Source organism: Actinomadura sp. NPDC049382 (genome assembly GCF_040677125.1).
Lineage (GTDB): Bacteria > Actinomycetota > Actinomycetes > Streptosporangiales > Streptosporangiaceae > Spirillospora > Spirillospora geliboluensis.
Map to the genome: position 1 here is coordinate 74,692 of NZ_JBFARO010000003.1, position 12,911 is coordinate 87,602.

Sequence of the window (12,911 nt, forward strand, 5' to 3'; positions counted from 1 at the left end):
TCTTTATCGAAATCAGGGTGATCTAGCGTGACTGTTCGATAACATTGAGACATGTGTTCGAGCCGAGTCGACATCGCGTCGATGTCCACCGCAGAGCTGGTGGACGCGGCGGCAGCGATCGCGGCCGAACTCGCCCGCCGCGAGGCGCCCGCCTCGGCCGCCGCCTGCCTGGCCCAGGCCGAGACCCTCGCCCGCGCCACCGACCAGCACGAAAGCGCACTGGCCGCTCTGATCGCCCGCGTCGACGCCTCCGGGGAGATGCGCCGGTGGGGACTGCCTTCCACCCTGGCGTGGCTGCGCACCCGGCTGGGCATGCGCGAAGCCCGCGCCAAGGAACGCCTGCACCTGGCCCGCCAGCGCCACCGCCTCCCCGAGGTCACCCGCCGCCTGATCGACGGGGAACTGTCCTACGGATACGCCGCCACCATCAGCGCCGCCGTCGCACGGCTGGACGACACCGATTGCGCCGCCGCCGAACACATCCTCCTCGACCTGGCCGGGCAGGGCTTCTCCGCGGGCAAGGTCGCCGCGTTCGGCAACAAGATCACCGACCTCATCGCCGAACGCGACGGACGCGAGCAAGCCCCCGAGGACGTCTCACGCGGCTACGAGCGGTCCTGGATCGACTCGACCCGGTCGCTGGACGGCGGCCGCTACATCAAGGGCTGGCTCAACGCCGAGGACGCCGCCATCTGGCACGGCACCCTCGCCCCGCTGGCCAAACCCGCCGGAACCGACGACCACCGCGACCTGTCCGAACGCACCGCCGCCGCACTCACCACCGTCCTGTCGGGCGGGCACAAGGCCACCAAGGTCACCGTCATCTGCGACCTGGACACCCTCACCGGCGGCACCACCCCGGCACGCCTCACCGACGGCACCCCCATCCCGGCCGCCCAAGCCCGCCGCATCGCACTCGCAGCCGGAGTCTCACCACTGCTGCTCGGCAAGGGGAACACTCCGCTGTACCTGGGACATCGCGTCCGGTTCGCCACCGCCCCACAACGCCAGGTCCTGGAGACCCTCTACTCCACCTGCGCCGTCCAGGACTGCGAAGTACCCGGGACACTGTGCGAAGTCGACCACGTCCACGGCTGGGCACTCGGCCACAGCCCCACCGACATCGACCAACTCGCACTCACCTGCGGATGGCACAACCGCTTCAAACACACCAACCCACACCAGATCGCCATCACCCAAGACCACACCGGACGCTACGCCTACCGCGTCCTACCACCCGACGACACGCCCGACGACCCACCCGGCACCCGCACACCGCCGACGCGGCAACCATCAGCCACCAACCTCTGGACCACCACCACCCACCACGCCCGAGCCCGCCCCCGCCACACCCGGCGCATTCCCCACAAGAGCCGCCGCCAGACAGCCGGGCCGTAACACGAGCAGCCGGGGAGTGACTGCTCTTTGGCACCTGCTTCTCTGCCAATCCCCTCAAAGTGTGGAGACGGCTTTCGGTGGTACTCCGCCTGTGCGGCAGGCCCTGGGCGTGGCCTCTTCCCTCAGGGCAGTGCCTGCGCGCTCCCGTTCAATACCCACGGCGGGCAACCCGGCAAAGGCGTACATCCACGGGATGAATGAACGGCGTCGCTGAGGCGGTGCGGCTGCTGCGCGGCACGTCGTCGAACCAGCCGGGCGACGTCCACAACGTCTTGGTCACCGCGGGACCGGCGTTCCGGCCAGCGGCCTGATCCTGGGAGCGGACGCGTGAGCGAATGGATCGGAAAGGACCTCGGTATCCGGACCGTCGCCCATGACGAGACCCGGGCGGTCCTTGACGCGCTGGCGGTCGGCGCGGACGCCGCCGACCTCGACCCCGTCTTCGTGGAGTCGCCCGGTGGGCGCCGGACGCACTCGGCTCGGCAGGCGCCTTCGACGTCCGGTCGTCCACGGCACCCAGCGGCTCCGCGTCCTGAAGGACCTCCCTCGTTCGGGAGCCGCGGAGATGAGCGCCCGCGTCGCGGAGGTCTGGGACAAGGGTTCGGCGGCGGTCTCGACGTGGCCGTGGAGAGCGAGTACTTCGAGGCCGCCTGGTCGCTGTTAGCCCCAGGATGCGGCGGCTTCGGCGGGGACCGGGTCCGCTCGCAGGCGCCCCCGAGGCAACGCCGGACGACTCGCTGACCGTCCGGACGGCCACTAACCAGGCCGCCCTCTACCGCCTCCTGGGCGACCGCCACCATCTGCACATCGACCCGGAGGCCGCGAGGACGGCTGGGATGCCGCGCCCCATCATGCACGGCCTGTGCACACTGGCGGCGATCATGTTTCCCTGGCGTCGTCGCTCGGTGCCCACCCGGCCGACCTACGCGAACTAGAGGGCTGCTTCGTCGCCCCGGTCTTCCCGGTCGACGAACTCCGCCTCGAAACGTGGACGGACGGCGAAGCGACCCTCTTCGAGGCCGCCGTGGAAGACCGCACGGTCATCTCCGCTGGACGCGCCCGCCTCGCCTGACGGATCAGTTCAGCGAGCCTTCATCCGCTGTATCCGCCCTCGCACCGGCGGCCCCATGGGCGTGATCTCGCAGGTCAGTGAGGTGAGGGCGGCGCTCTGACGGCAGCATCCGACCAAGGGTGCGGCCGCGCCTGGGCAAAGCGTGACATTTAACGGCAATTGCCCGAAATGTCACCGTCGCAGTGCCGCCGTTCCCGATCCCCCTCGGGGCGCCCCCCGCCCCGGCCGGGAGCGGCAGCGGAAGGGCTCCCCCCATGCGACGACTGCTGTCGTTCCTGCTCCCGGCCATTCTGGCCGCGGCGCTGATCGCCGTCCTGGACGCGCCGGCGTCCGCGACCCCGCCCAACATCCCGTCCGCCGCGACCGCCGCGACCCGGCTCTCCGAGCTCACCGTCGCCGCCGAATCGCACCAGAGCACCTACGACCGCGACCTGTTCCCGCACTGGATCACGATCTCCGGCGCGTGCAACACCCGTGAGACCGTCCTCAAGCGGGACGGCACGGGCGTCGTGACCGATTCGTCCTGCTACCCGACGTCCGGCAGCTGGTACTCGCCCTACGACGGCGCCACCTGGACCCTCGCGTCCGACCTGGACATCGACCACATGGTGCCGCTCGCGGAGGCGTGGGCGTCCGGCGCCTGGGCCTGGACGACGTCCCGCCGCCAGACCTACGCCAACGACCTCGGCGGCCCCGAGCTGTGGGCCGTCACCGACAACGTCAACCAGAGCAAGAGCGACAAGGACCCGGCCGAGTGGCAGCCGCCGCGCGCCGCGTTCCGCTGCACCTACGCCCGCGCCTGGATCCAGGTGAAGTGGTACTACGACCTCACCGTCGACAGCGCTGAGAAGAGCGCGCTCACCTCGATGCTCGGCACCTGCTGAGCCGTCCGCCCCGACGCCCGGCCCTTCGTCACCCTTCACCGGCGAGTGATCTTCGGGTGATGTCGAGGTCGTTCGCCGATTGCCGGGCGTCGGGGTGGTCGTCGCCGAGGACGCGGCGTTGCCGCCGCAGAGTGTCCCGTTGCAGGCGGAGCGCTTGCTCGAAGGCCCCGAGGTGGAAGAGGTCATGGGCGAGGTTCCGGGCTGAGCGGAGGGTGTCGGGATGGTCCTCGCCGTAGAGCCGGCGGCGGCGTTCCAGGACGTCGAGGTCCAGGTCGCGGGCCTCCGCGTAGTCACCCAGCCGGTTGTTGGCGGCCGCGAGGGCGAAGGCGGTGCCGAGGACCGCCGGATGGTCGTCGCCGAGTGTTCGCCGATGTCCGGCCATCGCGAGGCAGAGGTCGCGGGCCTGCCCGTGCCGGCCGAGTCTCATCAGGCAGAAGGCGAGGTTGTTGGCGGTCCGGATGGTGCTCGGGTGATCCTCGCCGAGGACGCGTCGGCGCCGTTCGAGGGTGTCCTGACCGCACGTGAATGCCGCCTCGAGTTGGTCCGTCCAGTAGAGGGCGGTGGTCAGTGCATGTGCCGCGTCCAGGACGTCGGGGTGGTCGCGGCCGAGGGCGGCGGTCCAGCGTCGCCGTGTCTGGCCGGCCAGCGCGAGGGCGACCGGATCGTGCTGTCCCGAGGTGTTGAGGTAGTCCAGATGGTCGATCACGAGTCTTCGGAACTGCTCGTCCTCAATGAAGGAGGCCGTGTCCGTGCTGGTCAGGTGGGTGCTGAGCGCCTGGATGTGCGGAGTGAAGAGCGCGCGGGCCGGCCACGCTGCCATGTCTCGGGTTTCGCCCAGCGGGGCGGTCGCCAGGAGTCTCTGGGCACCTGCCAAGGCCGTCGCGCGCTCTGCCTCGGACAGGGCGCTGCGCAGGAGCGCCTGCACCAGCCGGTGTGCGAGCAATCGTTGGCCGTCGTTACGGGCAAGACCTAACGCCGTGAGGAGGGCCAGCTTCCGCAGTGTCGTGGCGGTATTCCCAAGACGGACTCCGCGCTGGTCACTGCCGGCGGCCACGGGAAGTTGTTCGGGGGCGAGGAAGGAGATCTGGTCGAGCAGCTCCCCGGTGCTCGCGTCGAGCGCGCGCAACCGGGCGCGTCCGGCCGCGACCATGCCGGCGAGCCCCGGGTGCCGGTCGAGCGTGGGGTCGTCCAGGCCCGCGCCGGCCGGGTGTGAGGCCAGAAGATCGAGGAAGCCGTCGACGTCCAGGCCGGTTTCCGCGAGGAAGCAGCCGGCCTGCTCCAGGGCGAGTGGGAGATCACCGAGCGCGTCCAGAACTCGCTCGAGGTCGTCGGGCGCCAGTGCCGGTGCGCGTGATCGCAGCAGGCCCCGGGACTCGGCGCGGGGCATCTCGCAGACCTCGATCACCGGTGCCAGTCTGCGCAGCGCGGTGATGCGGCCCGTGATCAGCAGCCGACCGCCGCTGCGGGGACGCAGGCCGCCCCATAACGCCGTGTCCTCGACGTTATCGAAGATCAGCAACCGGTCTTCGTGATCGGCCAGGACCGTCCACAGTTCAGCGAGCACCGCGGCGGGCGCGGCAGTGGCGCGGATGCCGAGTCTCTCGGCCAGGGCGAGCAGATCGGTGGTCGCCAGCGCCGCGGTCTCCGCGTTCACCCACCAGACGACCGTGTACTCGTCAGCATGACGGTGGGCGTATTCCAGGGCCAGCTGGGTCTTTCCGACGCCGCCCATGCCTCCCAGCGGCACCACCGTGTCACCGTTTCGGTCTGAGGACCGCAGCCGGTGATGGATCTGGTCGAGGAGCGCCGTCCGTCCTGTGAAGTACGGGTTGCGAGCGGGCAGGTTGGTGATCTGTGCGGCTCCTCGCCCGCTTTCCGACTCGTCACGATCCGCCTCTGCCCGGGACTGCCGGATCTGCACGATCACCGTCACCGCCACGAGCAATCCGGTGACCACCCACGTTGCCGGTGCCCACCACCAAGCCTTCATTTCCACGGTGCCGGTGGCCAGATTTCCCACCAGCCCGATCCCGACCGGTACCGCCGCCACCGCGACCGGTGACACCACCCGGTGCCCTCTGCCCGAACGACTCACGTCTTCCAGCATCAGGTTCCATGGCCGCAGAGGACAATGGTGACCGCTGCGAGTTCGTTGACAGATATTTTCGTTGCCCGGAACGGCGGACAGGGAGTGCGATGACGGCGGGCGGGCTTGAGGGGGTAGACGACGTCGGCTGGGCCTCGCTCCGGCACGCTTATGGGGCGGCGGAGGACTTCCCCCAGACGCTGCGGGACGCGGTCGGCGACGACGACGAGCGGGCCGGGGACGCGACCGAGCACCTGTTCGGCAGTGTCTACCACCAGGGCACGTTGTACACGGCGACGCCGTGGGCTGTGCCGTTCGTCGCGCGCCTCGCCGCCGATCCCGGGACGCGCAGGCGCGACGTGCTGGTGTCGCTGCTCGGTGCGATCGCCGCCGCCGATGACGCGACCCCGGAGGTCCTCGCGGACGTCCGCGCCGCCCTGGCCCGTGAGGCTCCGCTGATGGTCGCGCTGCTGGACGACCCGGACACCGACATCCGGGACTACACCACCTACCTGCTCGGCCACCTCCCGGACTCGTGCGCCGCCGAGGTGCTGCCCGCGCTCCGGGCCCGGCGCAAGAAGGAGCGGTCGCCGCTCGTGCTGGCGGGCCTGCTCGCCGCCGCCGGCCGCCTCGACCCGCGGGGCAGCGCGGCGTGGCTGGCCGAAGAGGTCGCGGGACGGTCCGCCGCCGTCCGCGCCGGAGCGCTGTGGGCGATCGCCGCCAACGGCCTCCCCTGGACGGACGCCGCCTCGGAGGCGGCCGCCCGGTGCTGGCTGGAGGGCGAGCCGCTGAAGGGCTGGATCTGGGCGGACGACCCGTTCGACGACATCGCCGGCCGGATCGACGGCCCGTCGTTCGCCGCACTGGCCCGCACCCTGCTCGACCAGGGGCCCGCCGACTCCGCGCGGACGGCCGTCGACGCCGCCTACCAGCGCTGCGTGCGGTCGCGCTCGGCCCGTGCCGAGGCGGCGCCGGTGCTGGCGGCGGGCCTCCGGCACTCCGACCTCGGCGTCCGCGTCGCCGCCGCGACCGCGATCCGCGACGTGCGCGAGGCCGCCGTGGAGACCGCCGACGCCCTGGCCGCCCTCGCCGCCGAGCCGCCCGCGGACGCCGACTCCCTCGAAGCGCGGGTTTTCGACGCGGCCTTGGAGACGCTGATCGGGCTGGGTGACACTCGCTGGCGCGAGCCGTTCATCGCCGCGCTCGGCGCGGGCGCGGCGACGGCCGACGCCGTCAGCCTGCTGATCGACACCGGCGTGCCCGCCGACGCGGAACTGCTCGCGGCCGTGCGGCGGCGGCTGGCGGCGATCCCTCTCGGAGGGCCCGCGGAGTCCGGCGGCTACGACGCCCACCTCGCGAGGATGCGTCACCACAACGAGGTGAACGGCCTGACCCGGCTGCTGCACCGCTGGGGCCCCGGCGCGGCGGAGGCGGTGCCCGAACTCCTCCGGCTCGTCCCGCACGACAACTGGTGGACGGCCCGCGCGCTGGCCGCGATCGGTCCCGCGGCCTCGGCGGCGGTGCCCGCGCTGACCTCGACCCGCGACGACCCGGAGGCCTCCTGGCGGCAGCGCCTCGACGGCGCGCGGGCCCTCGCCGCGATCACCGGCGACACCGCCCAGCTGACCGCCTGCATCGCCGAAGCCGCGACGGCCGACCCCGTGCTGGCGGCACAGACGGCCGTCGACCACGAGTTGCCCCTCGACGACTTCCTGCCCGTCTTGCGCGCCCTTGCCGACGCGGGCACGGGAGACGACCCGTCCGCCATCAAGTCCCGGCTGGAGGCGGCGGGGTTGCTGCTGCGCACCGGCGACAAGGCCACGGCGATCCAGGCCGCCGCCGACGCGATCGACAGGGGCCGCCACACCGCGGACGCGATGGACCTCGCCGGCCTGGTCGGGCCGGACGCCGCGCCGCTCCTCCCGCGCCTGCGGAAGCTCCTCGGCGACCGGCATTCCGCCACCGCCGCCGCGCTGGCGATCCGCCGCATCACCGGCGACTCCGCCCCGCTTCTGGACGCCGTCCGCCGCAACCTTCCCTACCTGGGTGCCGGTCCCTGGCTCGACGCTCTGCTGCGCGAACTCGGCACGGACGCCGCCCCGCTCGTCCCTGACCTGCGCGAACTGGTCGACGGCGACGCCGCGATCCCGGGCGTCGGCGTCTACGGCCGGCAGGTCCGCCAGGACGAGGAGGAACGCCGCGAACTCCTCGCGATCCTGCCCGGCCTCACGCCTTAGCGCCGTCCGGTGAGCCGCCGGGCGGCCAGGTGCGCTCCGGCGACACCGGCGGCGGCGAACGCCAGGCCCAGCGCCGCGTCCCGTGTCCGTGCGGGGCGCAGCACGCCCTGGCGCCGCAGCCGAGCGCGGGCCCACACCGTGTACGGGACGACCACCAGGGCCGAGGTGACCGAGCCGGGCGTGTACTGCCGCAGCGCGGCGGCCTGCCCGAGATGGACCAGGCCGTGCAGCCCGAACCCGGCGAGCGCGGTCTGGTAGGTGGCGGACCGTCCGCCGGTGCGCTGCCCGTCGACCGCGGCCCCCGCGACGAGCGCCCCCATCAGGGTCACGGCGACGGCGAACTCGCGCTCGTCCACGGCTTCCATCCACCGCCACACGGCGGCGGGCGCCTGCGGGAACCGCTCGCGCAGTTCGGGCAGGTGCGCCCGGATCCAGCGCGGCCCGGCCGCGACCTCCTCGGCGTCGTGCACCGCCCACGCGACAAGCAGCCCGATTCCGGCATCTCGCATCACACGGCCAGTCTGGCAGGGGTGATCACGCGGAGCGGCGGCGGAGGCGGCCCCAGGGCTTGGCGACGGCGAGGACGGTGGCGAACGTCAGGGTCGTGAGGGAGACCGCCGGCGGGAAGAACAGGTTTGAGATGAAGGCCGGTTCGGGAGCGTCGGCGCTGAAGGTGCGGCCGTACTCGTCCACCTCGGCCATGCCCGGCTGGAGGGCCACCAGGATCAACGTGCAAAGGATCAGGTTGAGGACGAGCTTGACCGCCACCCACCAGTAGCGCAGCAGCCCCCAGCGGGTGCCGAGGCCCAGGATCACGCCGGTGACCAGGCAGATGAGCGCGGACGTCAGCATCGGCCACACGACGAACGTCGCGAGCGCCCGGTAGGCGAGGCCGCGGACGTCGTCGCTGCCGCCGAACCGGCCGGTCAGGACGAGGACGGCCACGATGACGTCGATCCCGATCCACGCCCCGGCGGACATGATGTGGACGATCAGCGTCGTCTTGCGCCAGCGCCTGCCGAGGGGGAAGCGGGCCTCCCGCCGCGCGCGGGTGCGTTCCTGTATCGCCATGTCCACGGTCCTTTCTGTGCGGTCTGCCATGACGATGCCGGTCGGGTCCGGGGGGTGTCGTCACGTGCGCGGCGGCTTCGCGCGTACGACGGGCGGCGCAGCGGGGGACGCGGGCGGTACCACCGGCGAGGTAATTGGAGACTCTCTCTAGAGAAGGTCTCTGGAAATCGTTAGGGTGCCCGGTATGAGCCAAGGGTGCCGGGTGTGAGCGGGGCGTTGCGGGTCGCCGTCACCGGCGGGAACCGGGGTGTGGGACGCGCGGTGGCGGGCGAGGCCGCCCGGCGGGGGCACCGGGTGGTGATCGTGGCGCGGCGGCCGGATGCGGGGGCGGCCGCCGCGCGCGAGATCGGCGCGGAGCTGGTCGTGGGCGACCTGTCGTCCGTGCAGGCTGTGCGGGAATTGGCCGGAGAGCTGTCCGAGGTCGATGTGCTCGTCCACAACGCGGGCGTCTGGCCCAGCCGCCGGGTCCTCACCGAGGACGGGTTCGAGCAGGCGTTCTTCACCAACCATCTCGCGCCGTTCCTGCTGAACCGGCTGCTGGAGGAGCGGCTGCGGCGGGTGGTGCAGGTCAGCGCGGGCCTGTACGTCACCGGACGGGTGGATCCGGACCGGACGCCGACCGGGGACGACTTCCATGCCGTCCACACGTACGCCAACACGAAGCTGGCGAACCTGATGATGGTCCCGCTGTTCGCCGAGCGGTGGAAGGACGCCGGGGTGACGATCGACGCGGAGTGCTCCGCACGGACCTCGGCGCCCGGACGGGCCTCTTCGGCGCCCTGCTGAAGGCGGTCAAGTGGACGCTGAAGCCCGCGTCGAAGAGCGGGCCGCCCGTCGCGGACCTGATCACCGCGGACGGGACGGGCCGCTACTTCCACGTGAAGAAGGAGACGCCGTTGAAGCCGAAGGCGCTCGACGCCTCACTGGCGGCACGGCTCTGGGGCGACGCCGAGAAAGTGCTCGATGTCGCCTAAGCACCAGGGCACGGACGAGACCGTCGCGCGGATCCTGACCGAGGCGCTCCGGGTGCACGCCGAACGCGGGCACGGGGGCTTCACGATGAAGGCCGTCATCGCGGCCACCGGGATGAGCAGCGGCAGCCTCTACCACCATTTCGGATCGTTCGACGGCCTGGCCGCCGCCCTCTACGCGCGCTGCATGGCCGACCTGCTCGACACGCTGTTGGACGCGCTGGAGGGAATCACCGACGCACAAGAGGGCGTCGAGGCGGCGACAAGGGCCTACCTGAGTTTCACGCGCGAGCGCAGCGACGCGGCTCGGTTCATCCACTCCTCGGCCTATGCGGCCTTCCTGCCGGAGCACGCGGCCGTCATCGCAGAACTGAAGACGCCGCGCATCGCGAAGCTCGTCGCGTGGATGGTGCCGCATGTGGCGGGCGGCCGGGTCGCGCGGCTGTCACCGGTGATGATGGAGATGCTCCTCATCGGGCCGGTCGCCGAGACGGCACGGCGCTGGCTGTCAGATCCGAGCGCCGTGGACCTGGACGAGGCCGCCGCCGTCCTACCGCCCCGCATCTGGGCCTCCCTCCAACCCTGATCACCTAATCGGCGGCGTAGCGGAAGCCGGTGTTGCCCGAGGAGCTGTCGGGGGAGTTGGCGGTGCGGGCGGCGACGCGGTAGCGGTTGCAGTAGGACGCGTGGCACAGGTAGGAGCCGCCGCGCAGTGCCCTGCCGTCGCCCCAGGCGTCGGCGCACCATTCCCAGACGTTTCCGGCCATGTTGTGCAGGCCGTAGCCGTTGGGCGGGAAGGCGGTGACCGGGGCCGTGCCCTTGTAGCCGTCCTCGGCCGTGTTGCGGGTGGGGAAATGGCCCTGCCAGATGTTGCACATGTGCTCGCCGTCCGGGGTGAGGTCGTCGCCCCACGGGTAGCGCTTCCCGGCCAGGCCGCCGCGTGCCGCGTACTCCCATTCGGTCTCCGTGGGGAGCCGGACGCCCGCCCAGCGGCAGAACGCGGCGGCGTCGTTCCAGGAGACGTGGACGACGGGATGGTCCGCCCGCCCGTCGAGGGTGGAGCCCGGCCCTTCGGGGTGCCGCCAGTCCGCGCCGCGCACGGCGCACCACCAGGGGGCCCGGCCGGCTCTGGGGGAGATGCGGCGGAGCCGGCCCGGCAGGAACCCGGCGAAGACGTGCGACCACCCGAACCGCTCGGCGTCGGTGCGGTGGCCGGTCGCGTCGGCGAACGCGGCGAACGCCTCGTTGGTGACGGTGTACGGGGAGATCGCGAACGGGGCCACGGCGACCTCGCGGACCGGGCCCTCGCCGTCGCCGGGGTTGGCGTCCGGGTCGTCGCCGCCCATCAGGAACGTCCCGCCGGGAAGGCGTTTCAGCGCGGTCGCAGGCTTCAGCGCGGTCACAGCTTCAGCGCGGTCACAGGGCCGCCAGGTCGCCGGCGATCGCGTGCAGGGTCTCGCGGTCGATGACGCCGACCGCCAGGCCCGCGATCTCCAGCAGGGAGAACGGCATCGCCTCGGGCAGCAGCGGGCTGTCCATGAGCGCGCCGAGGTGCTTGCGGAGCACCGCCTCGGCGGCCGGTTCGGCGACCAGCAGCCGGGTCGGCGTCGTCACCGACAGGCGGGACGCGGGGAACTCGGCGGCGGTCAGCGGCGGACGCTCCGACGTCACGACCTGCTCCCACTGCCGCCGGACGAGCAGGTGCGCGGACGCCACCGGGCCGTCCGCCGGCAGGCCGAGCCGCTCGTACTGCTCCGGCGGCGCGTCGTTCGCGCGCATCAAGTCGACCATCAACCCGGCCATGCGCAGTTCCAGGTCGTCGTCGATGAGCGGTGACAGCTGCTCGGGGTCGGCTTCCAGGTCGTAGAGGAGCGTGCCGAACGCGTGCGGGTCGGTGTAGGAGAAGCCGGGGAGGCGCAGCGGCGCCACGCCCTTCGTGAAGGAGAAGGGGGACGCCATGGTCGCGTCCCGGAGCGTCTCCACCGGCATGCGGCCGCGCATGTGCGTGGGCATGAGCGTGTACTCGGCGAGCGGCCGGTTGCCCGGTTCCGCGCACGCGCGCATGTACACGTGGCGGCCGTCGGTGACGCCGACGTGGCCGCCGAAGCAGCCGAACAGGCCCGCCTCCCGGACGGGGGAGTCGCGGGCGACGGTCTCCCGCAGCGGGACGCCCAGCATGTCGGGCGTGCGGTCGACGCCGAAGAACTCCAGCAGCGTCGGCCCGAAGTCGATGGTCTGGACGAGGCTCGACCGCCGTTCGCCCGCGACCCGGCTGCGCGGGTCCCAGATGAACAGCGGGGTGTGGATCGTCTCGTCCCAGAACGGCGGCGCGTTCTTCCCCCACCAGTCGTGCTCGCCGAGCAGCAGGCCGTGGTCGGTGCAGACGATCAGGAGGGTGTCGTCCCACAGGGACAGCTCGTCCATCAGGTCGAGGACGCGTCCGAGCGACCGGTCGCACATCGACAGCAGCGCCAGGTACTGGTTCCGCAGGTGCTCGACCTGCTCGGGCGTCTCCGTCACGCGCCGGTAGTCGGGCCAGTCGAAATGCGGGCCGTCGTAGTCGTCCGGATAGAGCTTCTTGTAGTGGTCGTAACTGAAGAAGGGCTCGTGCGGGTCGAATGTCTCGATCTGGAGGAACCAGTTGTCCTCGGCATGGTTGGTCTTGATGAAGTGGACGCCCGCGTCGAACGTGCCCGTCTGCGGATGGTCGGCCTCGTCCTTCATGTAGAGGCGGTTCACCCAGTCCTGGCGGCGCAGCGGGTTCGCCGTGTGCGGGACGGAGTCGGGCACGTCGGGGTCGGCGACGTGCCCCTTCCATTCGTCGCCCTCCTGCCCCCGGAAGAACTCGAAGGTGCTGTAGCGCGGGTGGTAGGTCGCGCCGCCGTCCAGCCAGTAGTGCTGGTGGTCGGTGGCGAGGTGGGTGTAGACGCCGTTCTCCTTCAGCATCTCCGGGACGGAGTCGTCGAACGGCTCCAGCGGCCCCCAGCCCCGGTGCAGGAAGTTGTGGCGGCCCGTGTGCATCTCGCGCCGCGCCGGCATGCACGGCATGCTCCCGCCGTAGCAGTTGTCGAACGTCGCGGTCCGCTCCGAGAGCCGCGCGAAGTTCGGGGCGTGCACGTCCGACGCCCCGTACGGCGGCAGGAAGCGCCGGTTGAGGGTGTCGAACATGACCATGACCGCTTTCATGAGGCA

The 12,911-nt window shown here is 71.8% G+C and carries 13 protein-coding genes; 8 read left to right on the forward strand and 5 right to left on the reverse strand.

The genetic code is table 11. From position 1 onward, the window contains the following. Nucleotides 1-51: 51 nt before the first annotated feature. From AB0K34_RS02910 to AB0K34_RS02925, 4 genes are all read left to right on the forward strand, one after another. Nucleotides 52-1,398, forward strand: coding sequence for a DUF222 domain-containing protein (locus tag AB0K34_RS02910; RefSeq protein ID WP_364544902.1), 1,347 nt, complete (start codon nt 52-54; stop codon nt 1,396-1,398). Between the two features lie 671 nt (nt 1,399-2,069). Continuing rightward, entirely contained in the window at nt 2,070-2,333 is a 264-nt protein-coding gene (locus AB0K34_RS02915; protein ID WP_364544905.1) for a MaoC/PaaZ C-terminal domain-containing protein, read from the forward strand. Continuing rightward, the gene (locus tag AB0K34_RS02920; RefSeq protein ID WP_364545126.1) at nt 2,261-2,470 is read left to right on the forward strand and encodes a hypothetical protein; all 210 of its coding nucleotides are present in this window, start codon (nt 2,261-2,263) and stop codon (nt 2,468-2,470) included. The genes AB0K34_RS02915 and AB0K34_RS02920 overlap by 73 nt, the downstream gene beginning before the upstream one ends. Nucleotides 2,471-2,724: 254 nt before the next feature. Further along, complete coding sequence (locus tag AB0K34_RS02925) at nt 2,725-3,354, forward strand: HNH endonuclease family protein (protein ID WP_364544908.1); 630 nt, start codon at nt 2,725-2,727, stop codon at nt 3,352-3,354. 28 nt (nt 3,355-3,382) lie between these two features. On the opposite strand, the gene fxsT is transcribed toward AB0K34_RS02925, so the two are convergent. Further along, nucleotides 3,383-5,461: an FxSxx-COOH system tetratricopeptide repeat protein gene (gene fxsT, locus AB0K34_RS02930; protein ID WP_364544910.1), complete on the reverse strand. Its 2,079-nt coding sequence runs from the start codon at nt 5,459-5,461 to the stop codon at nt 3,383-3,385. Nucleotides 5,462-5,550: 89 nt separating this feature from the next. Here fxsT and AB0K34_RS02935 point away from each other — a divergent pair, with 89 nt between their 5' ends. Further along, nucleotides 5,551-7,677 carry a hypothetical protein gene (locus AB0K34_RS02935; protein ID WP_138636103.1) on the forward strand — a complete coding sequence of 709 codons (2,127 nt, stop codon included), beginning with the start codon at nt 5,551-5,553 and terminating at the stop codon, nt 7,675-7,677. Here the strand turns inward: AB0K34_RS02935 and AB0K34_RS02940 are convergent. Both AB0K34_RS02940 and AB0K34_RS02945 read right to left on the reverse strand, forming a co-directional pair. Further along, nucleotides 7,674-8,186, reverse strand: a complete 513-nt coding sequence (locus AB0K34_RS02940) for an HXXEE domain-containing protein (RefSeq protein ID WP_138636102.1) — start codon at nt 8,184-8,186, stop codon at nt 7,674-7,676. The genes AB0K34_RS02935 and AB0K34_RS02940 overlap by 4 nt on opposite strands. Nucleotides 8,187-8,211: 25 nt before the next feature. Beyond that, nucleotides 8,212-8,748 (reverse strand): hypothetical protein, encoded by a 537-nt coding sequence (locus AB0K34_RS02945; protein WP_171068959.1) that lies wholly within the window; start codon nt 8,746-8,748, stop codon nt 8,212-8,214. A 204-nt stretch (nt 8,749-8,952) separates the two neighbouring features. Here AB0K34_RS02945 and AB0K34_RS02950 point away from each other — a divergent pair, with 204 nt between their 5' ends. Genes AB0K34_RS02950 through AB0K34_RS02960 form a run of 3 tightly spaced genes read left to right on the forward strand, consistent with a single transcriptional unit; the run spans nt 8,953 to nt 10,305 of the window. Further along, the gene (locus AB0K34_RS02950) at nt 8,953-9,534 is read left to right on the forward strand and encodes an SDR family NAD(P)-dependent oxidoreductase (RefSeq protein WP_240807476.1); all 582 of its coding nucleotides are present in this window, start codon (nt 8,953-8,955) and stop codon (nt 9,532-9,534) included. Continuing rightward, a complete protein-coding gene (locus tag AB0K34_RS02955; protein WP_240807461.1) occupies nt 9,483-9,722 on the forward strand; it encodes a hypothetical protein in 240 nt (79 codons plus the stop codon). Before AB0K34_RS02950 ends, AB0K34_RS02955 begins: the two co-directional genes overlap by 52 nt. Then, nucleotides 9,712-10,305: a TetR/AcrR family transcriptional regulator gene (locus tag AB0K34_RS02960; protein WP_138636100.1), complete on the forward strand. Its 594-nt coding sequence runs from the start codon at nt 9,712-9,714 to the stop codon at nt 10,303-10,305. The genes AB0K34_RS02955 and AB0K34_RS02960 overlap by 11 nt, the downstream gene beginning before the upstream one ends. Before the next feature lie 4 nt (nt 10,306-10,309). On the opposite strand, the gene AB0K34_RS02965 is transcribed toward AB0K34_RS02960, so the two are convergent. Together AB0K34_RS02965 and AB0K34_RS02970 are read right to left on the reverse strand one after the other, a co-directional pair. Beyond that, nucleotides 10,310-11,122, reverse strand: a complete 813-nt coding sequence (locus AB0K34_RS02965; protein WP_138636099.1) for a formylglycine-generating enzyme family protein — start codon at nt 11,120-11,122, stop codon at nt 10,310-10,312. A 13-nt stretch (nt 11,123-11,135) separates the two neighbouring features. Beyond that, on the reverse strand, nt 11,136-12,905 hold the full coding sequence (locus AB0K34_RS02970) for a sulfatase-like hydrolase/transferase (RefSeq protein WP_138636098.1): 1,770 nt from the start codon (nt 12,903-12,905) through the stop codon (nt 11,136-11,138). Nucleotides 12,906-12,911: the final 6 nt, after the last annotated feature.